The following is a 25799-nucleotide window of genomic DNA, read 5'->3' as shown; positions in this document are numbered from 1 at the left end:
CACTTAAATCCTGAATACGAAACGGCCCCGGCGCGACTTGGGTTTCATACAACACGCGGCCTTGCTGACTCACTGTCACCGTGGCGTTGGTTTTGGCAATCCCTGTCACTTCCGGCGCATAGCCCCGCAAGTTAGGTGGCAACATATTCAAATCTGAGCGCACACTCGCCCCGATAAAGCGGAACGAATCAAACATATTGGAGACCAGATAATCTTCACCCAGCACCAACTTGGCCGCTAAATTGGGTAGCGCGCGATACGCATAGAAACGGCTCCAATCAAAATCTTTATTGACTGGCTGCCTTGAGCCCGTGGCGTGGTTCAGCCGTCCCTGCCAATCGGCCCGAAAAAGCCATGCCCCCAAGTTAAGTCCCACCACGCCGTTACCGTTCAAGGCATAACTATCGTTCCCCCCGTTATAGGAATTATTCACATTGCCGTTGAGGTTATAATCCAGCATTAACGCGGCTATCCCATCATCCCAACGTGACGGTGGGTCCCAGTTAGGGGCGGTATATTCCAAATACGCCTGCGGAATGCTGACATATAATGATGACGTCGCTAAATCCCCACGCACTTGCATGCCCGGGACACTTTCAACCAGTAAACATTCCCCGTCATGCCACCATACGATGTCTTTTTGGATTGAGGGCAATAAACCTAATTGCTCAACCACCGCGCGGGAAAATTGGTTCAGGTCAATGTTACTTTTATCTTCTAAATCCAACACCTCTGTATTGAATTCAAATGCTTCAGCCGCCCACAACGAAGATGACAGACCGTATAAGGATAAGGCGATAGCAAGGCTCAAGCCACAAGGGCGAAAAAACGGCGGTCGTGATGAAGACATAAGTAACATCCCTAAAAGTCAAGTTAAGGAAAAAACATCAAAATAAAAAAGAAGAAACCCACGCTAAAACAGTTATTATTAGTAATATTCCAGCTTAAAGCGCAACGCGCTTTGGTATTCACCGGGACGCAGTGGGCGAGTATCCGACACCAAACGTAACCCGTAATGCAGCACCGAATTCCCCGGTACAATGTCTTGCTTGGGGGTCGATTGCCCAGGATAAATCGGTTGCCCTTGTGCATCTTGTAGCGAGAGTGCAACGCCGCGAGCGTCACCGGACACCGAGAACCAGTCACCTTCTGCAGGCCCCTCGAAGGTCACCGAAAACGACTGCCAAGCCTCGCCGACATACGGCGTTAATGTGCACCCAATCAAGGCGATGGAAAAAGGGCGAACGGGACCGTGTCCTTGTTGGCGTATCGTGCCGACSGGTAACATGCCCATGTCTACCGTTTGTTCATACGASCCCGTATCAATSGCACAGGCCGAATCCACAATACTGCCAYTCATGCCAATGCGCCCCCACAGTGGCGATGTCGCCGCCTGTACGGGTGATAGCAGTAAGCTTTGAGTCAGCAGTAACAGTGCACTCACTGAGATAACCTTCATAATCCCCTTCCCCTTCCCAAAATCCCCTTAGCCCACGCTGGCGCCAAGGGGGATATCATTGACGACTAATGGCGATGAATGCGATTAGTTGTACGCCAGTGTGAAGTTAGTCACCGCTTGGAAGTTACCTGGGACAATCGTTGCACCCTCTAAACCTTACAGCGCTGCTTGGAATTTCAGTGAGTTATCACCCAAGATATAGTTTTGGGTAGCACCACTGTTTACCGCAATCGTTGCACCTGCGCCATCCATGATCTTCACTGCTGCGCCAGCTGCATCACCGGTGATTTGTAGGAAGCCCGTATTCGTGCCGTTATTCACGGCTTCAGTCCCGTTAAACGTCACGGTCACTTGGTTATCACCTTCCAAATTACAACCTTCCAGTTCAATCGTGAACGGTTGAGAAGACGATGCACCGCCTTTCGCTAAAGTCACATTAGACACTTGACCTAATGSCACTTCTTGRTTCTCTTCACCCGGTGCGATTGAGCATGGTGCTTCAATGATTGAACCAGTGAAKGTCACTGTGCCGCTWCCTGCTTCWACTGCTAAAGCCGATGCACTCATTGCGCCAGAAATCAGGGTTGCTAAAATAACTTTTTTCATATTTGCCTCTATGGAAATAAATACATGCCTAAAGACATGTAAAGGTGTTTAAATAAAATGAAACATTAATTCGTTTATATTTAAGAAATATATAAACACGGCACCGCATCTTTATTTTTTTAAATAAAGAAAGCATCCACCTAACGGGGTTTAATTAAATTGAATTAATTAAACTCGAGGTATTAGGAAGATAGTTTCTTCATTTTAAAAATGAGCCCAATCCCATGGGATTTAAATAACCGAGCATCACACTAACAATCATCGTGCGCGCAATGACCGCGCACTAAATAATGTCGTGCTTATCATCACTTTTCGGCAGCACAGATGACGCCGAAATAATCGTTGAATAATGTAAGGGGATATTTTCATTCTCACTGACGCGTCGAAAGACGTGCTTAAAGAACTCCTCCCATGGCATTCCCAATATGGCTAAAATCACAATTAAATTATCAATCGTAATATGGCAAACTGCCCGCTCATACCGTGAAACTTGTTGCTGCGAAATATTTAATCGCGCACCMAACTCTTTTCCMGACATTGACTGACTTTTGCGTAAGCGRTATATTTCTCGMCCAATCGCTTTAGCGAAGAAATTATCTTCSGCGCGATTTCCCATTAATGYRGATGTSGGTTGCTCKCTTTCTKGTGGYGACAAAAYACKCATWTTGATGACATGATCTGTTTGCATAATGCTCTCCACTAAAACGCAACAAAATAAATCAATTTGTTGCATTCACTAAAAATCAGAACTAAATTTATGAATTAGTATTAATTTAAGTTTATTACCCTATTTATTAAATCTTAAAATGACATAATAAAAATAAAAAACCATTAAAAAAAGAACATCCAATTAAGATGTGAGCAATAACAAGTTGTTTTTGATGAAGTTTCAATCGAAGTGTTATCCCCAGAAAATGTAAAAACACCCTCGAAAGGCGTGTCATGATGCCTTTTGTGAATTTGATTTCTTAGCGATATTAAGTAAACTTAGCTGCATGGAGAGTGGTGCAACAAATTGATTTATTTTGTTGCATAATATGAAAATAAAATCATTAAAAATCAATAATATAAAAGCAATTAATGCTTGTTTTATTTTGTAACAATGCGTTGATATTTCCCCTTTCCATCACCTGATAGCATCAATCACTTTCTTATTACTGAGCAATAAAAAATTTAAACAATGTATTTATTATTCCAAAATATCATTTCCCCATCACTCCAGATAAAAATTAAATACTTTTAAATTCCATATTATTTCTATATTTAATTTTAAAATAAATTCTAGGTTTTTTATTTATCTTTTACTATGGTACGTACAGGTCATATGAACATAATTGTAGGTTACCGCCGAACGAATCAGAAAATCGATACAGGAAAAACACTAAAACAGTGACCAAATTTTATTGGCCACTGCATGTCGATTAACGCGATAATAAACAAGAAAAATTTCACAAAAATAACAGGTTCTAACTTATGGGAATATAAAAATTATTAAATATGGCTATTATCAATATTAACTATATAAAATATAATTTTTACAATAGTGACTTAAGGCCTCGCAATGGGGATGGAGATAAATACCATGTTGTAATGTCAGAATTATTAAAATCGACAGACATTTCAAGAAGCATATTTTCTGATAAACAAAAAGGGAAAAAATGATATAAATGAGTTACAAACATAAAAGCTTCACCTTCATTTTCATACTTATCTATATCTAATGTTAATTTTAATGATAAACAGCGATAGGGTTTACCTTTTAAAATATGGTCATACAACTCTGTTTGTAGATTAATACATCCTGATAGTAAGCATTCTAATTTTCGCGTCACTTGCCTATCATTTTCCCAATATAAAATATAGTCTGATAATGTTTGTTTAATCGTATCTAATGACATAAGCATAAATGCATTCGTACTATAATGTGACAATAATTGCCAATAATATTGGTCATTTACGATTGGAGGATAGCAATTTGATAATGCGGTTATATTTTTTGTTACAACACCTTCCGGTACTTTTTCACTATGACTATTCAATACACCAACATGACTATCTTGATAATGTTCAAAACTAATATATTGACAAGAAAATCGTAAGCTAGGAGGTACAACCATTGGTAAACCACGGTTATCATAAAAATTTAAATAATATAGCGTACGACCTCTAATATCGTTATCAATAGTTAATGAGTAAAATAATGCTTGTTCATATTGAGGTAATAACCGTGACGCCGCTGTAAAATCAGTCATCGGATAAAAATCACAATATAATCCACGAGATTTCTCATGTGGCTCAAGGGATAATTGGATATTTGATAAATGTGCAAGGTAATAGTTGCTAGGAATAGGTAATAAATACCTCGACTTGTTATATTCAAAATTAATATTTAGGTCATTCTGCTTTTCTTTATCAATAGCAGGAACACAATTTAAATAAAAACTGTCTTCACATTGTGCTTGGCTAATTGGTAATTGTTTATTGAAATAAATATTAATAATGTAGGTATCATCATTATCCCAATCTAATTGGTTAATAATCAATGGGATATTAAGATCTATAAAATGGTGAACATGTGGTAAGTAAAAGCCTTCTAACAATTGCTGAGGGGCAGATAACATTTTGTCTGACTGTTGAAATATTTGATATTTGTTACCTATTTTTGGCTCAAAATTAAAATTTAAACTATCGCCTTGATAGTTTTTGTTATCATGAATTAGCTCTATATAATCAAAATATTGATTAAATCCAAGCATCAATATATCTGCAACTTCTTTTTGCTTACTTAAAAATATCCCCAAAGTAGCTGTATCGTGTTTGTTTTTTTCTCCACGGTATTTTATTTTGAGAGAAATACAACTACGGTTAGGTTGATGAGTAATTTTTCGTTCCAGAATAGAATAAGGCTGCAATGTTAATCCATAACACAGGCTAAAACTTACGCCATTTGGGCCAAGAATTAAATTTTCATCAGAAAGGTAAAATGGATGATTAATTATCTCATCTTGATCAATTTGAACAATCGTTGTTGATGGTAACCCTTTAATTGCTTGTGCGCCTAAACGTTGTAATAAAGGTAACGTAATTTCAGGAAAGGCATCATCAATTTTTTTTGTAAGCGAGCCGAAAGAAAAGCAAAACCTTCAAGTAAATATCCAGTATGTGGATCTTGAGGATCTAAAACATGTGCTAGATGTGGTTTATTCCGAGCATAATCATCAGCTAGTTTTTGTAAATATTGTTTTTCTTGTAAATATTTAATTTCGCTCATCTTTTGGCTCTACCTCAATTAAATAGTATTTTCTTGCCAGCTACAGTAACCTGAAGTACCAGCCATAATATGTTGAAAAATGATATCTTTATATCTGACTGTTAATGTTTCTTCTGGTTGTTGATCATTGCTATTCGATGAATGCGGATAATCAGATTCTAAGCTGACAATAGATGCTTCTCGTAATGTAATGGTGTAATATTTTTCTTGCGTACCCGTTTGAGAGGTACGATAAAAATTGAATACCATCTCTAATATTTCATTGTTAGCGATAGCATTTGCTAACAGAGGTGATGATTTATCTAGTAGCTTAATAATATTAACAGGTTGAAAATTAATATTTTGAGTGCGACTAAAACCATTACCTAAACGTAAGACAAAAATTTCGTCTTCATGACCATTTTGGTATCTATTACCAATTGAATCTAAACTCCCACATCCTTGAGATATTGCACCTTGCTTAGAACCTTTTAACGTCAAATAAATCATATTTGCCATGATAATATCCTTTTAATATAAATTAGGTTTTAAACCTTGTTTTTCTGCTTGTTGTTGCAGGTCATAATAACGTGCCAATAACCCATGAATCTGTGCATCAATATTATTAATTAATGTAGGTGAAATTGGCTGACCATTGTCTATTTGTACGGAAAATTCGCGTAGTTTTTCTTCAATAGGAATATTTTTATTATGTTGTTTTTGAATGTCATAAATTGAGGTTTTTAAATAAGAAAGTGTAAAGCTTCCTCGATTACGCTCTTGCATGACTATTTTATCTGACAACTGTTGTAATAAAGAGGCGGTTTCTGACCAGCTATCATTAATCGGTGTGTTTTCTAAACGCGTTGTAATTAGGTTATGCCAATTACGACTCGCGTAAGTTTGATCAGCGTTGTTGGGCCATAATTTTTTTGCTTTATCCACCAGCGAATCGGAAAGTTTTAAATTAAAAATAGGTGACTGTTTTTCAAGCAAGTTAAGATTATCTGCATAAGTTGCTATTTCAGGTTGATATAACCACTGCGCTGCTGCGCCTGCTGGTACTGAAGTCATCGCCACTATTTCTTGCTTTAATTGGTAATATATTGCATAGCCAATACCCACAAATAAAACAGCGCTTGAGAATAAACCAATAAGGAACCCATTTACCGCACTCATTTTCTTCTGAATAACAGGATTTGGTTGCTCAGTTTTTTGTTCTGGATTGATATTTTTTTCAATAACAATCGGCTGAGGTTGCTGCTCTTGGTGTATTTCAGATTGCTGAATATAAACCAATGGCGGTAATTTCACCGTGGGCGCTTTATTTTGATGCAGGAGATCTTCTCTCTGCTCTAGATTTTTCGCCGCATTTTGGAAGAACCACAATAGGTTTTCTAATTTAGGTATTTTTGACCAAGTTGTTTGCGCAAGTTTATCTATAATGAGTTGAAGGGCGCGTTCTGAGCGATAAATTAAGCGTAAATCTGATGTTTCAAAATTTAATTGTCGTAGCGTTGCTCCTGCTCGACTATTAAACCAATTGAATATATCAGCACGATAATGTGTCTGCTCAGGCCATAAATTATCCCATTGTGTCACAACTACATTGGCTAATAATTCACACCCTTCGGTAAAACCACTCAAACCATGAAGTTGTAATCTTGCAATTGTGTAATAAACGCTACTTTGTAAATCAATACCATGACTTTTAAATAAGGTTACGCAAAGTGATTCAATTAACACCCAGCTCATTTCAGGGCGCGCGGGATGATTTAATTTATTAAATTCTGTTTTTAAGGCAATAAATTCGGGAGTCTCCAAAGGAGATCCCCCTACTTTAATGATTAAATTTTCTGGTTGTGTACGCATTGTCTATTTATTCCTATGTCAACATACCGAAAAGCCATATTAATAAAGTGTTTCCGGTAAACGGAATCGAGTAAATAATCCACCAAAAAACGGATTATTAGATTCATCAATTTGTACACGGTAGGTCATATCGCCCCCATCAATATTAAAACGCACGTCAAAAGAATTTGGTTTTACATTCATTAATTTACCGCTATCAATTAGACGTAATTGTGCCCATGGCCCGCTAAAACTTATTGAACGAGGAGATTTATCACTTGATAAAGGTACCAATGTTAATTTGCTTTCAATATTTGAACGCATGGAATTAGGCCAAACTAAATGGATGGTATTACTACGACCATGTGAATAATCAATAATTTGTCCATCTAAATTTAGAATACTGCGGCGTTTACTACCCGAAAGAGATAGCGGTTCCATAGCATATTGAGTTTCGAGATTACCTTGAGGAGTAAAGAAAGTGTCTCTAATACGATTAGCAATTTCAATTTGTGCTAAAACATCTGATCGAATCAGCGATTGTCCATCCATGTTTTCGATAAGATTATTCTCAACAAATAAACGTAAATTCTGTTGATAGAAGCTATCAAGGGTACCGTTTGGCTTAAAGAAACGTTCAAACTCACTTAATGGCACATCTTGTGTGGCTTTAGGATTAAATGGATAACGTCCAGCAATATAAGTATTATATTGCTTAACAACATTTTCATTCCATTCGACTTCCATGTAACGAATAGCTTCTTTTTGTACAACATTCCATGCTTGATCAGCCAAATCACCGACCCAACGATTCAGAGGTTCAGGAAGTGTTTTAGCTATTTGTGATAATTCAAAAATAACATCACGATTATTATCATTTAACCGCAAGGATACCGCTTTTAGTGCCGCCTTACCTGGAACTGGAGAATTTTGAATACTTAATAAATAGCGATGTAAATCATTTAGTTTTTGGTTGAGATTTTGCAAATTTTCACCATTATTACTGACTAAAATTTCAGTTTCTGGTGAAAATTCTCTATCTAATCGGTTTAAAAGTTTATATTTAGGCTCAGCGAGTAATTTTTGCTGTTCTTCAGAAGATAATGAGCTATCCATTGTTGGTAATGAAGTATTATCTCTAAGAACTTGTAGAGCCCGTCTTAGCGGTTGTTCACCACTGATAATTTGCTCCAATGCATTAATTTCATCTTGAATTGTATCAAACTCACGAATTTCTAAGTGGCTCATCGCACTGTTCCATTGTGCGGTATAATCACTGAGATACTGCTCACTAATTTGACGTTGAATTTCTTTACGGTCACTGTCACTGTATTGCGTGTTATTTGCTAAGTTTAATACCCAAGCATCTAATAAAGTTAGCTCAACTAATTCGTCATTCTGTTTAATGAAGTAGTTAATTAACCCTGAGCGCGTCAAAAATTGCGGAATTTCTAATTTATTGTCATCAACTTCTGCAAATACCGAAGTAAAGCTAGGCCCTATTTGATGGCGTAGATTCAGCGGTGATGATAGTGTTTGGTTAGCTTTCAATCTTAGTGTTTGATAAACACGTTGATATAAAGAGAGAGCATTGAGCTCTTTTTGTGCATCATTGATAGGTTTTGCAAAAGGCGTGAAGACTTTGTTAGCAATAGCAGAGCCTTTTTGACGTTCAGCTTTCCAATCTGTATGTTCTAAAGCATGATGTAAATGATTACGAAGCTGAGACTGAATATCACGTTGCCCAGTAAATATTTGGCTCCAATAATTAGCCATATAATCTTCAACTAAGCCATTATTACGACCACTTTTATCCTCTAACATCCGCATAACACGTAAAATTTCGAGTTTCTCTTCACTGCCTTTTTCTGCATTTCCCAACTCAATTAATAATCCAGCCATAACAGTTGGCAAGAAACGTTCGGTGAGTAATTGCAGATAAACACTTTCAACTTGTGGGCCGACTTTCTGCCCTTGGTATAAGCCCATTTCTGATAATAAGTTATTTTTATCTCGATGGTTACCATAAGCTAAAGTTGCTTCTCTTAAAGGATTCAATACAGGTAGTTGCAAGCTTCCATTAGTATCTTTTGTGCTGACGGATTCTATTGCTTTAAATGCTTTCACTTCATTTAGAACATTTTCACCTGCACGATAATTTTTATTGTAATAATGGCTCCAACCATTCCAAACGACCAAAAGCCCAACGACGCTTAATGCTGACGTCACTAGCAATCGTGTACGATGTTTTTTCACCCAATAATGATTTTCTGCAGCTAAATTAGGCTCACTAAATAAGATATTTTTAAATAAATTTTGCGTGAAATAAGGGTGAGTATCACCTATTGGCCAAGTGGTCAGTGGTGCAGTTGGTAAATGATATTGTACGGCCGCAGTTTGGCTGAAAACATCATCAATTTGTCCCACTTGAGTTGCTGAAGTTAGATACACACCTCTTAAACGGATATTTTTTTGTTCATTACTGGCGATTAAAGCAGAAATAAGGGTTATAACGCGACTTTGTAATCCTTCAATTTGGCGTATAAAACTGAATAAATCACTTCGTTGATTACCTTCTGGGCGATGCAACATCATTTCAGGTAATGCGCTATTCATTTGACTGACCCACTGTTCCCAAAATGTATTGAGTGTTTTTTGCCAATCTTGATTATTTTTAGAACTAAATGAAACACCTAGAACTTGATTACGCTGCTGAGCATCAAGAGATTGAAACATTGAATCAAAGCCACGTAATAAATCTAATTTGGTTAAGACAATATATATAGGCAGTTGACTATTAAACGTCATACGTATTTCTTCAATACGCATATGTAAATCAGCGATTAATTGGCCCGTTTTTTCTTTTGAATCGGTAAGCAAAGATAAGGCATCAATAGTTAAAATAATCCCATTCATTGGTTGTCTTGAGCGATTGGAATTTAACCACTCAAGTAATTCATTCCATAAACGGTGATATAATTGTGGCTTATCATCAGGCCCAATTGGTTGAGTGAGTAATTGACCATCAGGAATAAACAAGACGGAATTATCAGTCAATAAACATTGGATATGCAGTGGTAGCGTTTGAGTGCTCACGACATTTTCAATAGGAGCAATATCTAACGTATTTAAACTGTTTTTTAGTAAAGTTTGTTTGCCACTATTGTCTTCCCCTAAAATAAAATACCATGGGCGCAGATAGACAGAATTAGTGTGACCATTTAAATGACGAATAAATTGAGATTTCCAATAATCAAGATAGCGATTTTGAAAATCAATATCTTGACGAACGGGATCGACAACGGCTAGCTCAATATCTAATTTTAAACTTTCTAATTTTTTAACCCGCTTCCATGTGGTAAAGCCAATCCAGCTAACAATGAGCAATACGATAATAATAGTGGCTAACCAACGCGCACTAAGCGCTTTTAATGGATAGTGTTCTTGATAGCTAAAATCAGGTCCCCACCACCAAATCCAAATAATTAAGATGGCAGGAAGTAAAGCTAAGCATAGTAATAAAAAGGATTTGATCTTTGGCCTATCAGCGAAAAACAGTTTTTTAAAGGAGCCAGTTATTTTTGGTATAGATAGAAAAGATAATTTCATTGCAGTGAATTCCTATCAAAAGTCATTTCCTGTTTTTTTTGTGCTAACTGATTGAGTAAGCTCGGTTCCCATTCAATTAGCGAATATTGTTGTACAGCAGAATAAAGTTGCTGATAAAGGGAGGCCGCCATATGTACCATTCCTGCTTTCTCAAAAAGTTGAGCTGATAATAGTTGCCCATAAAAATGGGTTCTGGGTTCATGCGTGATTGAGATTTTCTGCTCGATCATTTTTAACGCTTCATTTAAGCCATATTGTTCAAAACACTGTAAAACTTCTTGCTGATCAACTTGTATTGCTGGTGAATGACCGGATGAGTGAGAGTGAGTAGATTCTTGTGAAGCACTGAGCCAAGATAGAACATCATCTGGCAAAAAAGGCGTCATATCTGAAAAACTCAATTTAGCTAAATCAGGTAATCGATTGAGAAACAGTTGTAATTCTTGGGTAATTGCTAGGCTAACCTGTGTATAACCTAAAGCAGCAGAGACTTTCCCCGCTAACATATGACCTTCCAACCAATAAGGTGATAATGTGAGGCTTTGCTCAATGTTATTTAAGAGCTCAATGGATGGCTGGCTCATTTGATTTTTGTAATCAAGAACTCTGTCTTGAGATACGGGCGCTAATGGTGTTTTTCCATCTGCATTTGCCATCGGAAGCGAGTGAATGGTATGCCAAATAGCATAACGGCGCAGGCAATAACCTACGGAATCTGTGGGGTTTTGCGCACATATAGCTTCTGCAACTTTAAGTAATGTCTGTTTCCATTGCCGTTCATCACTCTGATTTACTTCAACTACTGGTGCCTTTTGTATTGGCGTTTGTGGTTGAATGGTATTTTCTACACCCACTTTTTCATTTGTTGTGGCAATGGGTGATTCAACCACTAAAGTGGATTCACTTTGTTCAATACGATTATAATTGCGGCTCAGTTGATCAATTTCGGACGATAAATCAGGGCATTGTGAATGCCATGATTTAGCTAAGAAGGCAAATGAGCCAAGAATGTTATCTCGCAAATTAGCACTGGCTTGACGAGAAAAACTTTCTTGAGCAGTTTCAAAGCGTTTAAGGATTTGCCCAGCTAAACGCCTTTTTAACTTAATGTTTTGTGGATAACTATTTTCCCAATAATGCCTGACAAACTCAGCCAGTAAACCAGCCGCTAATGTTAACTCCTCTGGTTTTCCAGCATGTTGTAATGTGCGTAATAAATGGACTAACAAGCGGAAATCTTTTGTTTCATTAGCAAACAGATTGAGAATTTTGCGTTGAATTTCATCAACATTTAGTTGAGTATGGCTTAATGAACCGAACTTAATCATTTCACCATCAATATATTCCCAATCTGGGTTGTCATCAGCAATAGGGCTAGCTTGCTGATTCTCATTAAGAGGAGCAAGTAGCAGCTCTTTCCATTCTTTTTGTTTATTCATCATCATGATAGTTACCAGTGACAAGCTGCTCTTAGAGGTTGAATTTCTTGTGCAATCCCAGAAATATTAAAGGTAAGCCTGTCATTGTTACTCAGCTTTAATGTCAACTTTTCACCATTTAAAAGGCGTTTAATTTCATCAATACCCGGAATGCCACGGCTTGATTCCAATACATATCCGTTTTCACGGAGAAACCAATCAGCAGTGAATTGAGTTTTATCTGTCGTCAACATCACACTGCCTGAGTCCTGCTGACGCGGTAACACAATTTGCAGGCGAGTGATATTGTCAATACAACTGATCATCATGATTGGGCGAGGTGGTGCGAAACCAATTGCAGGGATCGTCATAATGACGGGGTAATCCCCAGTTTCAGGCAATGTCACTAAGAAGCCTGCACTGTTATCTTCCCTGTGCATTTCATGTTCCATTGCTTGGCGCCATACTTTCCCCATTTTGCTTGGTTCAAGTTGCACTTCTTCTGGAGTATCCACCATAATCTTGTCATAGCAGGCTAGGCGGCTTAATTGTGACGTTTCAATACGGCACTCTGATAATTCATTGAGCAACTCTTGTGCCATTGTTTGTTCCGCAGAAACAGTGCTAGAAATGAATAAAGCGGGCAATAGCCACCCTATTAGAGGTGAAATATTCATCTCATACATCCGTATTTTTTTAATTTATAGATTAAGGAACGCTTTGATAGATTTAAACTTGATGCCATCGTGTCTAAATCTCCACCAGCATACTGTTGTCGATCTTTTAAAATTTGTTCTTCATAATTTTCAGTAGCAACCGTTAAATCATTAATTTCTTTAAAATCATAGAGAGTTGAGTGACCAATTGATGCTGCTGGCGTGGTCAAAACATTGACAGTGGCTTGTAATTGCCGCTCACGCTCCTGATGTAACGTATTGAGATATTGCAAATGGGAGATTGTTTGTCTTGCTTGTGAAAACTCAAGGATACTTTTTAATTGATGATTAAAAAGCGAACAATATATAGGGAAAATACCTTGTTCATAGCTATCCATAGTAAGCGATTGGCCAAATAGGATTATCGCGCCACATGTTTTATTGCGTAAATCTTTTAGCGGCAAGCTATATAAACCAGTACCTGTTGGTAATTCCGCAATAAACTGACGCAAGTGACGATCATTGATATGCGCCCCTTGCTTTAAATTTTCCCACAGTACAATGTCATTTTTTAATATCAGCTGAATTAAGGGGTGATCCACATCATTAATATCGACATCCAAATGCCCTTGCTCAACTTGATTCGATTGCTTAATACTCCAACTCTGTAAACGATTTTCAGATTGATTAACCAATGAAACAATAAGTGCGCTGAATGGGCTACGTGTAAAACTAAACACCAAGAATTGGCTTGCCAGCACATCTATATTTGAACATTCCAGTAAAGCTAAGGCATTTTTCAGTCGTGTTTTCATTGTTCAGCATTCACCATTGCAATAAATTCATTGTGTTGTGTGGATAACCGAATGTGGTTGATATCTTTATTTTGGGCGCTGTATTGCAGCAATAGCAGTGATAGTGGGGGTAACAAAGCACCATCAATAATTGACTCTAAGATACGCGCACCATTTTCTGCTCGCGAAGCGCGACGTAAAATTTCACTGATTACACTTTCCTCTAATACCACTTCCGCGTTAAAGCGGCTTTGCAATAGCGATACCAAACGAGAAAGCTTACCACTGACAATTTGTTGTAAAATTTCAGGCGATAAAGGTAGGTAAGGAATCACTTCCATACGTGCAAGTAATGCTGGTTTAAAGAATGAGGTTAACTCTGGGTAAAGAGCATCTTGAAGCTCTTCAAGTTTGTCTGCATAAGCTGCGATAACCTGATCACCTAAGTTTGACGTTAAGAAGAATGCGACATTTTTACAATCAATGATCTGACCTTCACCATCAGCAAGTTCACCCTTATCAAAAGCTTGATAAAATAAATTCAATACATCAGGATGCGCTTTTTCGACTTCATCTAATAACACAACAGAGTAAGGTTTTTTGCGTATCGCTTCAGTTAATACGCCGCCTTCACCATATCCCACATAACCTGGAGGGGAGCCGATTAAACGCGAAACAGTATGTTTTTCTTGAAATTCTGACATATTGATGGTTGTTAGGTACTGAGTACCACCAAACATCAATTGGGCTATTTGAATAACAGTTTCTGTTTTCCCTACACCACTTGGTCCTGCGAGTAAGAATGCACCAAGAGGACGCCCTGGTCGGCGTAAATCTGCTCTTGCTGTCAGTAAGTGTTTATGTAAACTCTCAATAGCGAGTGATTGCCCTTTAATGGCTTGCTCTAAGTAAACAGGTAATTCTGTTACTACGGATAATGCATCTTGTGACAATCGGTTGAGCGGAACTCCGGTCCACTCGGCAATGACAGCTGCGATCTGTTTTTTATCGACATGTGGTGAAACCAACAAATATTGTTCATGGAGATCATTAAGTTGCTCATTGAGTTGTTTTAACTGTTCTTTAAGAACCAAACGATCATTTTCTTCTATTTCAAGTTGTTGTTGATCGTTATCTAGTAGCTGAGCTCTGAGTTCAATTATTTGTGCAACAATGCCTTGCTGAATTTCCCAAGCTTCCTGTAACGCTTTAATCTGTAATTCAATAACCTCAGCTTGCTCAGCCAAAGTTTCAAGGCGAACATGGTGATCATTTAACCCTAATTGCTGCTCACGTTGTAATATATTGGTTTCCATACCAATTTGATGGAGTTCAGTTTTTAATAGAGAAAGTTGTTTTGGTGGCGACGAAAGATTAATAGCCGCACGAGCGCCTGCGGTATCAAGAACATCAATGGCTTTATCAGGTAATTGTCTGCCTGATAAATAGCGATCACTCAATTCTGCACTGGCACGTAAAGCTTCATCATCAATAAAAACTTGATGAGCTTGCTCATAAATAGACCTTAGACCACGCATAATGATTACAGCTTCTGCTGCGGTAGGTTCTTTTACTTGCACCAATTGGAAACGGCGTGCAAGAGCGGGATCTTTTTCAAAATATTTCTTATATTCACTCCACGTCGTTGCTGCAATTGTGCGCAATTCACCGCGTGCAAGTGCAGGTTTTAATAAGTTGGAAACATCCAATCCACCTTGTTGATTACCTGCACCAATCAGAGTATGAGCTTCATCGATAAATAAAATAATGGGATGTGGTGATTGGCTGACTTCTTGCATAATACCTTTGAAGCGCTTTTCAAATTCACCTTTTACTGCGGCTCCGGCTTGTAACGCACCAAGATCTAGAGTAAGTAATTCACAACCACGTAATTTCTCGGGGATCTCCCCCGCAACAATGCGCAATGCTAGCCCTTCTATCAGCGCGCTTTTACCCACACCAGGTTCCCCAACAACGACGGGGTTATTTTTACGGCGACGGCACAGGATATCAATCATCAGATCAATTTCATGATCACGACATAAAACGGGGTCTAGCTGGTTTTCTCTCGCTTGTTGGGTTAAGTTTTGAGTAAATTTTGCTAGCAAGGAATCTGTTGGACGCGTTCCTACCGTTTGTTGCTTTGTTTCTGTTGAAGGTGCTTCAGCAGAGCCTGATGTCCAATGATCAAAATTCTGTTTTAGTTGATCACGGTTGACGCGAATTAATAAGTCAGCAACTGGTTTAGACAAATAGCGTAATGGCATCTGTAATAAAGTTAGAAATAAGGTACCAGAGCGAAGTTCATTGTGGTTGTATTCTGTTGATGCTAATAACCAGCAGTCTTTCATCCACTCAATTAATAATGGTGAAAAACTTGGATAACTTTGAGTTACAGCATGGTGTGGTGGAATTTGCACCTCAAGTAATTCAATCAATTCCAACACATCTATATTCGCTTTATGGCAGATAATACGAATATCAGTTAATGGTGTTTCAAGTAATTGCTGTAAAAATTGTGAAACGGTAATCTCAGGTTGCTGGTGACTCACACAATAAGCGGCTGCGTTTTCAAGCGCATGTTTTGCGATAGGATGTAATCGGTTAACCAATGTTGAAAGATCAATCTGAATCATAATGAGTCCTAGCCGAGTAAAGAGTTTAGTTGTTCCACAATGCTCAGCGTTTGATAACTAAGTCGGGATGAATAGATGGAGTAAATGATAAGTGCCAAAATCACTACCGTAATGATGATATAGCGGACACCGAAGCGTTTACTTAAACGGTAACGCTGATGTTTATTGCCACCTTCATCAAATAACACAATAGGTTTAGCTTCACCTTTCAATTGTTGAATTTGTTTCTGTAAACGCCTAAGAAGATGATTAAATTCATCATCTTGCCCCGTAGTCACTTTGTAACGACCGCGATAACCAAGGCACAAAGSTAGATAAATAAACTCCAATAAATCGAGGTAGCGTTTAGGCTCACCAAGTAATCTTTCAATTAATACAAAGACTTTTTCTCCACCCCAAGATTCATTGTGGAAATGAACGAGTAATGATTGTTTTACCCAGTCGTTATTTTGGTTCCATCCTAACCCTAATGCCGTTTCATCAATAAAAGTGCATAAAACGTAGCGAAATGAAACAATTGCACCTGGCTCATAACCTTGAGTTTGTAGCTGTTGCTCGATTGAAGTGATATCTGCAACAACTTGCTGATAAAGTTTTTGTGACAAAGGTGTTTCAGACATCGATTTCATTCTGAGAACCATACCAAGTAACGGCGTTGCCGCATCTATCATGGGATTGATGCTATTTCCTCTCAACGGCAGCTGATAGTTTTTCTGTGTATGATCTCGTTGGGAAAAATCATTAAATACACTATGTTCAGTCATTATCTAGCCCGCCTCTAACAGCCCACAGCTGGATATCAAGTTCAGGGAAATTGCCTGAAACATGGAAGGCCATATTGGAGTGCTGCAAGATTTCTGCCCAAACATCGCTATTCTTATCAAGTTCAAAATAGTTATAGCCAGAATGATAAGGTAGTTGGCGTGGTGCGGTTGATAATGGGATCAGCCTAACACCTGGGATCTGCACGCTAACAACTTTGCGAATATTATTCACAGAAGTAATTTTCGATTGTTGAGGGAATTGCTGGCGTAATAGTTCTTGCGGCATATTAGCCTTAACCGCAATAATAAATTCTGCTTTTTGCAACAATTGCTTATCGTGAATTGTTGCAACGCGTATACCGAGATCTTGAATTTCCAGTGGAATAGGAATAGCTCTTGGTGTTAGCACAACACTCAATGCTTCTCTAATATCTTTAATCAATGGGAAGTAACTTGCCGTTAAATTAAAGTGCTGATAGGGAAAAGTCGTGCTTGGCAAACGAGATGCATTTGTGAACGTTTGTAGCTCACCACATAATTCAAGTAGATCTCTAAATAGCACCTCAGGGTGAATAATGGGCTCTTGAGAATAATGGGAGTAGAGCGGGTAGCTGCGATTTAGCACTTGTAGCATCATAAATTCGGCAACATCTGCAATGCCGTGCTGTCCTGGAGAGCCAATACGCAATGCAATTTGGCGGCCTCGCTCATATAAAGCACTTTGCAGTTCGGCCAAGAATTCATCAAGAATTGGTGAGGTGCGTATATTTAGGCAAGCTGGTATAAAGTCTGTTTCAAGTGTTAGGCTGCCATTTGCGCTGCGTTCTCTAATTTTACAAAGAGGCAAAGTGACATAGGCATCCATTTCGTTAGAACCTTGTTTTAAAATTGGTCTTAGTTTTGCCACATGAATAGCACTGATGTCTCCACCTTCAGTGTGGATATCACGGATATTTTCCATGCTATCAGCATAACGTGATAATAAACGGTCACTACTGTACTCAGAGGAAACTTCATTGACTGAATTATTCATCAAAGGAAATGCAAGATAAATAATATTGTTATCACCTTCACCAATGGATTTAATATCAATGGGTTGAGGTAAAATATCTTGGCTAGGTATAGAAAAAACAGTGCCGTCAGGCATTACACCTGATGCTTCTTTAATACCAATACGGCCTAAACTAAACAATTCATCACTTAGCGTTAAAGAACTGAGCCCCCAAAAATGCGAAATATAGCTCTTTAGTATGCTTTCCGTGACATAATCTTGATGGCGCTGTTGTTGTTGAAAATGTTGTGGCTTAATAAATAAGCCTTCACGCCAAATCACTCTATTTTTAGTCGACATACTAATCATCTTCCTCTTGTCTAAATTCGATCTCATTTCCTCTAATATGTGCTAGAAGGAAGTAGTGGCGCCCTTTTCCACGGGCTTTAACAATTTTTTTCCATTCGGCATTATCAGGATCAGAATAGTAACCAATCACGCCGATGTAGCGGTTATCGGGATAAAGCTCAATATCCGGCAAAGGCTTATATTGGCCAGGAACAAGGGTGTAATCCTGATGATCGATATAGTTTTTTTTCAGTAATTTTTTAAGATCACCCTCCTGCTCTTCGATTTGGTCAAAATCAAGTGCTGCAAAAAGAGAATCTTCATTCATATAAACAACTTGTAAATTAATAGGCGTAGCTTCACCATCCTGATTAGGATTGATATTTGGCTCAGCTAAAATAGTTAACGAAATTGTTGATGGCCTATCTTCAAGTGGTCCAATAGGAATGGACGGATCAAGAATGACTTGGCCTATTTTGGTTACTGCTTCCAATGGCCGAGAGCAACCACTCAATGTCAATATTGATAGCAGTAAAAAGACTAATGATAGTGAGTATCGGATGCGCATCTTACTCTTCCTCAAGCCCTTTTCTTAACGCCCTGTCATAAGCATGCGTATAGACTTCATAGAAGAGTTTTTCGAAGCCTTGCTGGCGGGAAGATGATAGCTCCTTATAATAATTGTTATACATTTTCCATGCCCAAGCATCGTCTGTTGCTGTGTTATCTGATGCGCGACGATAATGTGAAAAACGGTTCAACAAATGCTCAGGAGAAAAAGCCGCTAACATCGTCGAAAGCGCCGTGGAAATAGCAGCTTGATTGGCTTGATAATGCAATTGCATATTACGTAGGCTTTCCGCTACAGCAGAAGGTGCAGAAAGATGGACTGGACTACGTTCTTCCGTGAACATCAGCTCCATTGTCTTTTCATAGCTACTATTTAATCTTAATGGATTATCTTCAATAGGGCGCAACTGTTTATCTTGCAAACTTTCTTGTTGTTGCTGCAATGATAATAATCCCTCAATTGTTGAGCGAACCGTTTTTCCTAATTCAACTAAAAAGTCATTAGCTTGTTGAGTTGTCTGTAAATTCAAATGGATACCAAGACCTTGCATTAACGGATTCACAGCCACGTGTTCAATATCTGTAATTGAATCATCAGATGTCGGAGTCATTTTTGGTAAATCCATAAATTCTTGAACCATGGTATTGCCTTGATTATCTGAAAAAGGGTGAGTCGTAAACGAAGTTGAATGTCCGCTATGCGCTAATAATGAATCGGCCGATTGATATTTTGTTTGAGAAATGAGGCTTAAACTTTCATTTTCTAAAGCTTGAAGTGGGTCATAAGTCAAAGTGCCTTGGACTGTTGGTGCCAGCTCATTATTCGTTGGGGTATAGTTTTGTGTTAATGATGTATCAAATAATGAATCAAGAGGATTACTGTTATTTGATACTAAAGATTGTGGTGAAACAGCCATGACATCTTCAACCGGCTGCCCCGTTAAATTAACATTAACAGAGAGAATAAATTGACCAATTTTAATTTGATCCCCTTGAGCAAGCCTTACTGAATCTTGGTAAACAGAGACAAGTGCATTATTAACGTAGACTGATTCTGTACTGGCTTTAATACAAAAATTTTTATCTTTCCAAAGAATAGAACATTGCACAGGTGCAACAGTGTTTTGTTTATCTTGTATCTGCCACTGACACTGTGAACTGCTACCGATTTGTCCGCCATTTTGTGAAAATGTCATACTCGAAACATAACCGCTTTCGAGCAATTCACCATTTATCAAACGAAATGAAATAGTTGGTAAATACTTATCCATATGATTTATTCCAGTACAGTAATAGTGACATTAGGTTGTTTTTCAGGCTTACCTAAGAAACTTTGCCATCCTAATTGATTATGTTGCTGTCGGCCTAAACACATCCCTTCAGCTTGATTTTCTGAAATATTGAGTCGTAAATCCCATGCGAGCTGTTCATGAAAGATGTAAGACACAAAAGCAACAAGAGGTAGGAAATTGGCACCATTTGGTAAAAATGACATGTAGCGTTCAAGTGACAATTCATTGAATTCGATAGTACATTTACCATTACAATCGTAAATATGCTCACCTAAACTGAAATTTTCACCCAATACCATAAGTGGCTGAGATTTTTTTCCAGCTTGGTGCGAAATTACGCCGAGTCGGTTTTGCTGATTTTTTGGTATTGGTACTTTACGCGTCTGCCAGCCAATAACGTCGACATGTTCAAGATCGAAACAGTGAGCAATTAAGCTACTAATGACATCAGGTGAACGGCTGGGGCTTGATAATAGCCCTGCATAAGCCAGCATTTTACTGTGGTTGATATGTACTTTTTCGCGATTAACTTCATTTCCTAAACCAACTAAGGAAAACATATAGCGAGAAAAAGAGTCGACACCTTCATTTTCAAAACAAATGTAATAGCGATATTTACGCCAAATACGATGTAATAATGAAATTAATCGGTGATTAAATAGGTTTAAATAATCTGTAACACCCGGTTGTTGCTGAGCATTTTCCCATGCAAGATCATCAAGATAATAACTTGGTAAAGGTGATTGGCTTCCATGTAGCCCTAAAAAAGCAACTTCAAGTTCAACTTGCCCTTGCTGATTTTTTGCAACAGAAACAACATCACGAGTAGGAAAGGCGATATTTGCACAAGATTTGAAACTAATTAAATCATCAGCTTCATTGTATGCACTTTCGTCCTTGTGTTGCAGTTTATAAAGCAATTCCACAAGTTGATAAAAATCATAATGAATGACAGAATTACCCGCTTTCTCAAGCCAGCATTCTATTAATTTAGTATCTGCTGATTGATTTGAGCTGGCCACCGATAAGTTTCCTTGTTATCAACATTGAAGACTTCTAATTCATGAAACATATTCACGCTGGTATATAAAGCAAAAAATTGTGCAATAACTGTGCAGAATAAGAATAAGCTGCCCTCACTTAAAAATGCACTTTGACGAACGGTTAATATTGTTTTTAATCCACGAACAGGTAATCCGCGGTATTGGTATTCAATAGGCTCGCTTTGTAAATCGATGAGAGCATCCAAACATTGCTGTGATTGTCTTGCTGACTGGCGATGAAATATTGCAGGTAAATCGTATAATTGAAGAATTTGCTTTAATGAAGTCAAATTCAGCAATGATTTATAATTTAATGAAAGATTTGTTAGCTCTGACCAATACAGTGTTTGACCTAATAATGGGTATAAAGGAATTGTTGGTTTAAATAAATTGCTTGCTGATAAAGCACCTTCTGGAATACAAGTCTTATCGAGAGAAATAGAATGGCTAGAAAGCCGAGATGCAATATTCCTATTCGTGCAATTTAAAGAAGCAGAAACAGTTTCTATGCAATCTTGCAATTGGATTTCATTATTACGGACAAAAGACAGATTATGGGAATAACCGATATCATTCTTAGCATTATTAATTTTTAGTCTATAATATCCGTGGTTATTGTCTTTTGTGTTGTAGCTTTGGTGATGAAAACTTTCAAATGCAGTATAATTAACTGTATATGACGGAGCATTCTCTGGATATCTTAATCCTTGTACTTGGTTAATTGAAAAAATATCATAACACTGTGGGATACGGTAATTAGCACTCAATACATAATCATCTTTTCTTCCCGTTAAGTTAATTGCTTCACTATCCATAGTAAAAAGATTAGCAATAGGTACGCAATTTAATTTGATACTGTCATCTCTGATTATAACAGCTTCAGGAATATCTATTTCGAAAGAAATAATAAGTTTAAATGAATCTGTATTCAGTGCTAAAGGAAGGTCATCTAATCCTTTAATATCCAAGAACATGAATGCTTCAGGAAAACAAAAATATTCCTGCAATATGCGATATCCATCATAGCTATTTTTTGGATAAGGAAGTAATGCATCTTCTTTTTTAAAACCGACAGGAAGAGCAGCAAATTTATCTAAATTAAGACGATGCTGGTCGGTTACTAAAGTGGCATTCTTAATTTTATGACTCAATAAATAAAATAACTGATTCGTGGTATACGCTGCGCCATTCAAATAAATACGTAGTTTATCAAGACCAATTTCGGCCAATGTTCTTGGTCTATCTAATTTAAAGCTTATTTCTATAGCATCATTATGTTGATGGATTTGCGAAATTTGAGCAGGAAGTAACCATAAATCTCGACATTGACTAAAGCGACATTGATACAAACTATCTGAATTAGGTGTTTCTCCTTGAACATATATCGGCGCAGCCACAAAATGTTGACCTGCAGCTACTTTATTTGCTTGATCAAGTTTCTGAGCATTGACTTGATATTCGACAATTGTCATGCTCGGAAAAGGACGGGTATATGCTGGCCACAGCATATTCACTAAGCTGCTTGTCAATTCAGCAAATTGCGAATTAAGCTGCTGATGAAGATCGCCAGAAAGATAAGCTAACCCATCCATTACGCGAGCTACATCAGGATCATGAATATTATTTGATAAAAAATCAACAAGATGAGGCTTTTCAGCCGCTACACGTTCAGTAAGCACGCTTAAATATTCTTGTTCATTTTTAAAATATGGATTAGAAGACATATTAACGTTGTTTCAATTGATATCGCCGATTATTGTCGAGTTGCATATTAAATTCGACTAACTGACGTTGGTTATCTAAATCAATAAAAGCAGTAATACTAAATCGAAGCAGTAAAGCATCCGTATCATTTTCAATAAAAGTGACTTGTACATTATTAATACGAGGTTCGTAATCATTAATACAAGTCGTAATTGAACCTTCTAAACTCTTACGGAAATCTGTTGCTGCTTGAGTAGCATCATTTAAATCAGGTACACCTAATGCCGCAGAACTTTGACAAGCATCTGGTCGACTATTAAGAATTTGATTTAAATTTTGCTTTATGGATTTTACCAACGCATCCATTCGAGCATTATGGGAAGAGCCGGAGCCCTTCCCTTGAATACGCTCAAATAAACTGGAAGTTTCTGAAGACTCCCAGTTATAGTTAGCGGCCATTGGTGCTTACTCTTTGTCTAAGCGGCCAACAAGCGACAATTCAAAGTTTGCCCCCATATACTTGAAATGAGGACGTACTTGAATTGCGATTTGATACCAACCTGGATCACCTTCAACATCAAGAACTTGAATTTGAGCAGAACGCAGAGGACGTTTACTGCGCACATCTGCTGGAGGATTTTCTTGATCAGCAATATATTGTTTTAGCCAAATATTTAATTCTCTTTCTAAATCTTGGCGTTCTTTCCATGAACCAATTTGTTCACGCTGTAGCGTTTTAATATAATGCGCTAAGCGGTTGATAATAAACATATAAGGTAGTTGTGTACCTAATTTATAATTGGTTTCAGCAATTTTGCCTTCTGGCGTATTTGGGAATGTTTTTGGTTTTTGTACTGAGTTTGCTGAGAAAAATGCAGCATTATCACTCCCTTTGCGCATCGTCAGTGTGATAAAACCTTCTTCAGCAAGTTCAAATTCACGACGATCAGTAATTAAAACTTCAGTAGGAATTTTTGCTTGTAATTCACCCATAGATTCAAAAACATGCACAGGCAAATCATTTACTGTACCGCCACTTTGTGGCCCAATAATATTTGGACACCAACGATATTTTGCAAAACTGTCATTAATGCAGCCCGCCAATAAGAAAGCCGTATTTCCCCAAAGAAAATGATTGTGATCTTGTTTCACATTTTCAATATAGTTAAATAGTTTAGTTGGGTTTTCTGATGGTGAATAAGGTAGTCGTAATAAAAAACGTGATGCAGTTAAACCTAAATAACGCGCATCTTCAGTCTCACGTAGCGCACGCCATTTAGTATGAGCTGGACCTTCAAAAACAGATTTAATATCTTTAATAGCGGGTAATTCAGCATAGCTATTAATACCAAAGAAATTTGGCGAAACAGAAGATAAGAATGGAGCATGAGCCATAGCACCAACAGCACTAACATATTGCATCAGTTTTAAATCTGGCGTGGTATTATTAAAAGCATAATTACCAATAACTGTTGCAACGGGTTCACCACCAAACTGACCATAACCAGAAGAATAAACGTGCTGATAAAAACCAGATTGTACAATCTCAGGTGAAAATTCAAAATCTTCTAACAACTCTTCTTTGGTTGCATGAAGAATATTAATTTTGATATTTTCCCTAAAATCAGTACGATCTACTAATAACTTTAATGAACGCCATGAAGATTCGATCTCTTGGAATTTTGGCGCATGCATGATTTGATCTATTTGCGCACTAAGCTTGTTATCTAATTCAACAAGCATTTTATCTATTAATAATTTATTAACTTGGTCTTCTTCATTATTAGCAAAAATATTACTAATAAATGCGGCCACACCCTGCTTAGCAATACCATAAGCTTCTGACTCTGGAGACATCCGTGATTGAGCCATAATTTCATCTAATAAAGATATATTTGATGAAGAAACCTGTTGTTCCTGAGTGTCAGTATTTAACGACATGCAATAATCCTCTATAAACATTATTTTTGGCTATTAATATCTAATTCTTTTAGTAATTGTTCGCGAGAATCTTCATTTTCAAGAAGCTCTTGTAGACGTTTTCTAAAAGCAGGGATATTACCGAGAGGACCTTTCAATGCGACTAATGCTTCTCTTAACTCAAGTAATTTATTTAACTCAGGTACTTGGCGAGCAATATTATCAGGAGAGAAATCTTGTAAAGACTTTATGTTTAAATTGACATTTAATTCAGTATCATTAACTTCTTCAAGCGTATTTGCTACATCAATATTTAAATTGATGTTGACACTTTCCATAACAGAATTAAAATTATTTTGATTAATAGAAATTGTTTTACGTTCTTCTATTGGTATATCTTCAGTTCTGCCTATCATATCTCCTACAACTAACATATTAAGTGGTAATTCTACTTCTGACTGATTTCCACTACTGTTAGGTGTATATTTAATATTAATCCTTTCTTTTGGTGCTACACTACCAAGAATATTCTTACTCATTATAAATTAAGCTCCTTAAATTAACCTAAAATCTCATTAAATAAGTTTTAATATGCTCAAAATTATAAATAAGAATAAATTTAGAGCACAGAATCTTCTATCGAGTCAAATTTAACTCAATAGAGGAGTAATATTGTTTTGGTGGTGTAAAGTTGATACTTATTATTTTTATTAATTATATGATTCTATAATATAGAAATATTTCTTATGAGCAATATTTTAAATCTATTTAATGTAACTTTTTGCAACAATATGTTTCATAAATTAAATTTTCTATTATTAATGATGAAATAAAGTGATTGTTCTACGTATACTAAAACCACCTTTATCTGATTAATTACTAAACAAT

Annotated in this window: 19 protein-coding genes and 2 pseudogenes; all 21 read right to left on the bottom strand. The window is 37.2% G+C overall.

Annotated features, from left to right (window positions below; all coding sequences use genetic code 11):
- Positions 1-850, bottom strand: an 850-nt coding sequence (locus tag OO7_RS05125) for a fimbria/pilus outer membrane usher protein (RefSeq protein ID WP_008914904.1), incomplete at its 3' end; no start/stop codon positions are given.
- Between the two features lie 78 nt (positions 851-928).
- Positions 929-1459, bottom strand: coding sequence for a fimbrial protein (locus OO7_RS17430; protein WP_008914903.1), 531 nt, complete (start codon positions 1457-1459; stop codon positions 929-931).
- Between the two features lie 84 nt (positions 1460-1543).
- A pseudogene (locus OO7_RS05115) lies at positions 1544-2065 on the bottom strand (fimbrial protein).
- 283 nt (positions 2066-2348) lie between these two features.
- A complete protein-coding gene (locus OO7_RS05110) occupies positions 2349-2681 on the bottom strand; it encodes a helix-turn-helix domain-containing protein (protein ID WP_043892815.1) in 333 nt (110 codons plus the stop codon).
- A 919-nt stretch (positions 2682-3600) separates the two neighbouring features.
- Positions 3601-5336: pseudogene (locus tag OO7_RS05105) on the bottom strand (type VI secretion system baseplate subunit TssF).
- Between the two features lie 18 nt (positions 5337-5354).
- Entirely contained in the window at positions 5355-5834 is a 480-nt protein-coding gene (locus OO7_RS05100; protein ID WP_008914898.1) for an Hcp family type VI secretion system effector, read from the bottom strand.
- 12 nt (positions 5835-5846) lie between these two features.
- Positions 5847-7187, bottom strand: a complete 1341-nt coding sequence (locus OO7_RS05095; RefSeq protein WP_008914897.1) for a VasL domain-containing protein — start codon at positions 7185-7187, stop codon at positions 5847-5849.
- A gap of 39 nt (positions 7188-7226) precedes the next feature.
- Positions 7227-10775 (bottom strand): type VI secretion system membrane subunit TssM, encoded by a 3549-nt coding sequence (gene tssM, locus OO7_RS05090; protein WP_008914896.1) that lies wholly within the window; start codon positions 10773-10775, stop codon positions 7227-7229.
- Positions 10772-12220 carry a type VI secretion system protein TssA gene (gene tssA, locus OO7_RS05085; protein ID WP_008914895.1) on the bottom strand — a complete coding sequence of 483 codons (1449 nt, stop codon included), beginning with the start codon at positions 12218-12220 and terminating at the stop codon, positions 10772-10774. The genes tssM and tssA overlap by 4 nt, the downstream gene beginning before the upstream one ends.
- A 5-nt stretch (positions 12221-12225) precedes the next feature.
- Complete coding sequence (gene vasI / locus OO7_RS05080) at positions 12226-12870, bottom strand: type VI secretion system-associated protein VasI (protein WP_008914894.1); 645 nt, start codon at positions 12868-12870, stop codon at positions 12226-12228.
- On the bottom strand, positions 12867-13664 hold the full coding sequence (locus OO7_RS05075; RefSeq protein ID WP_008914893.1) for a hypothetical protein: 798 nt from the start codon (positions 13662-13664) through the stop codon (positions 12867-12869). Before OO7_RS05075 ends, vasI begins: the two co-directional genes overlap by 4 nt.
- A complete protein-coding gene (gene tssH, locus OO7_RS05070; protein WP_008914892.1) occupies positions 13661-16279 on the bottom strand; it encodes a type VI secretion system ATPase TssH in 2619 nt (872 codons plus the stop codon). Before tssH ends, OO7_RS05075 begins: the two co-directional genes overlap by 4 nt.
- 8 nt (positions 16280-16287) lie before the next feature.
- Positions 16288-17043, bottom strand: a complete 756-nt coding sequence (icmH, locus tag OO7_RS05065) for a type IVB secretion system protein IcmH/DotU (RefSeq protein WP_008914891.1) — start codon at positions 17041-17043, stop codon at positions 16288-16290.
- On the bottom strand, positions 17036-18394 hold the full coding sequence (tssK, locus tag OO7_RS05060) for a type VI secretion system baseplate subunit TssK (protein ID WP_043892653.1): 1359 nt from the start codon (positions 18392-18394) through the stop codon (positions 17036-17038). Before tssK ends, icmH begins: the two co-directional genes overlap by 8 nt.
- Before the next feature lies 1 nt (position 18395).
- Positions 18396-18950, bottom strand: a complete 555-nt coding sequence (tssJ, locus tag OO7_RS05055) for a type VI secretion system lipoprotein TssJ (RefSeq protein ID WP_008914889.1) — start codon at positions 18948-18950, stop codon at positions 18396-18398.
- Position 18951: 1 nt separating this feature from the next.
- Positions 18952-20223, bottom strand: coding sequence for a type VI secretion system-associated FHA domain protein TagH (gene tagH, locus OO7_RS05050; RefSeq protein ID WP_008914888.1), 1272 nt, complete (start codon positions 20221-20223; stop codon positions 18952-18954).
- A 5-nt stretch (positions 20224-20228) separates the two neighbouring features.
- Positions 20229-21266, bottom strand: a complete 1038-nt coding sequence (tssG, locus tag OO7_RS05045; RefSeq protein ID WP_052329018.1) for a type VI secretion system baseplate subunit TssG — start codon at positions 21264-21266, stop codon at positions 20229-20231.
- Complete coding sequence (gene tssF, locus OO7_RS05040; RefSeq protein ID WP_008914886.1) at positions 21230-23011, bottom strand: type VI secretion system baseplate subunit TssF; 1782 nt, start codon at positions 23009-23011, stop codon at positions 21230-21232. Before tssF ends, tssG begins: the two co-directional genes overlap by 37 nt.
- A gap of 1 nt (position 23012) precedes the next feature.
- A complete protein-coding gene (tssE, locus tag OO7_RS05035) occupies positions 23013-23450 on the bottom strand; it encodes a type VI secretion system baseplate subunit TssE (protein ID WP_008914885.1) in 438 nt (145 codons plus the stop codon).
- Positions 23451-23456: 6 nt separating this feature from the next.
- Positions 23457-24932, bottom strand: a complete 1476-nt coding sequence (tssC, locus tag OO7_RS05030) for a type VI secretion system contractile sheath large subunit (RefSeq protein WP_008914884.1) — start codon at positions 24930-24932, stop codon at positions 23457-23459.
- A 20-nt stretch (positions 24933-24952) separates the two neighbouring features.
- The gene (tssB, locus tag OO7_RS05025) at positions 24953-25450 is read right to left on the bottom strand and encodes a type VI secretion system contractile sheath small subunit (protein WP_008914883.1); all 498 of its coding nucleotides are present in this window, start codon (positions 25448-25450) and stop codon (positions 24953-24955) included.
- Positions 25451-25799 lie beyond the last annotated feature (349 nt).

Source organism: Providencia sneebia DSM 19967 (genome assembly GCF_000314895.2).
In the GTDB taxonomy this organism is placed as follows: domain Bacteria; phylum Pseudomonadota; class Gammaproteobacteria; order Enterobacterales; family Enterobacteriaceae; genus Providencia; species Providencia sneebia.
The sequence above is the reverse complement of the archived record's forward strand: the minus strand, read 5'-3'. Positions and strand labels throughout refer to the sequence as shown.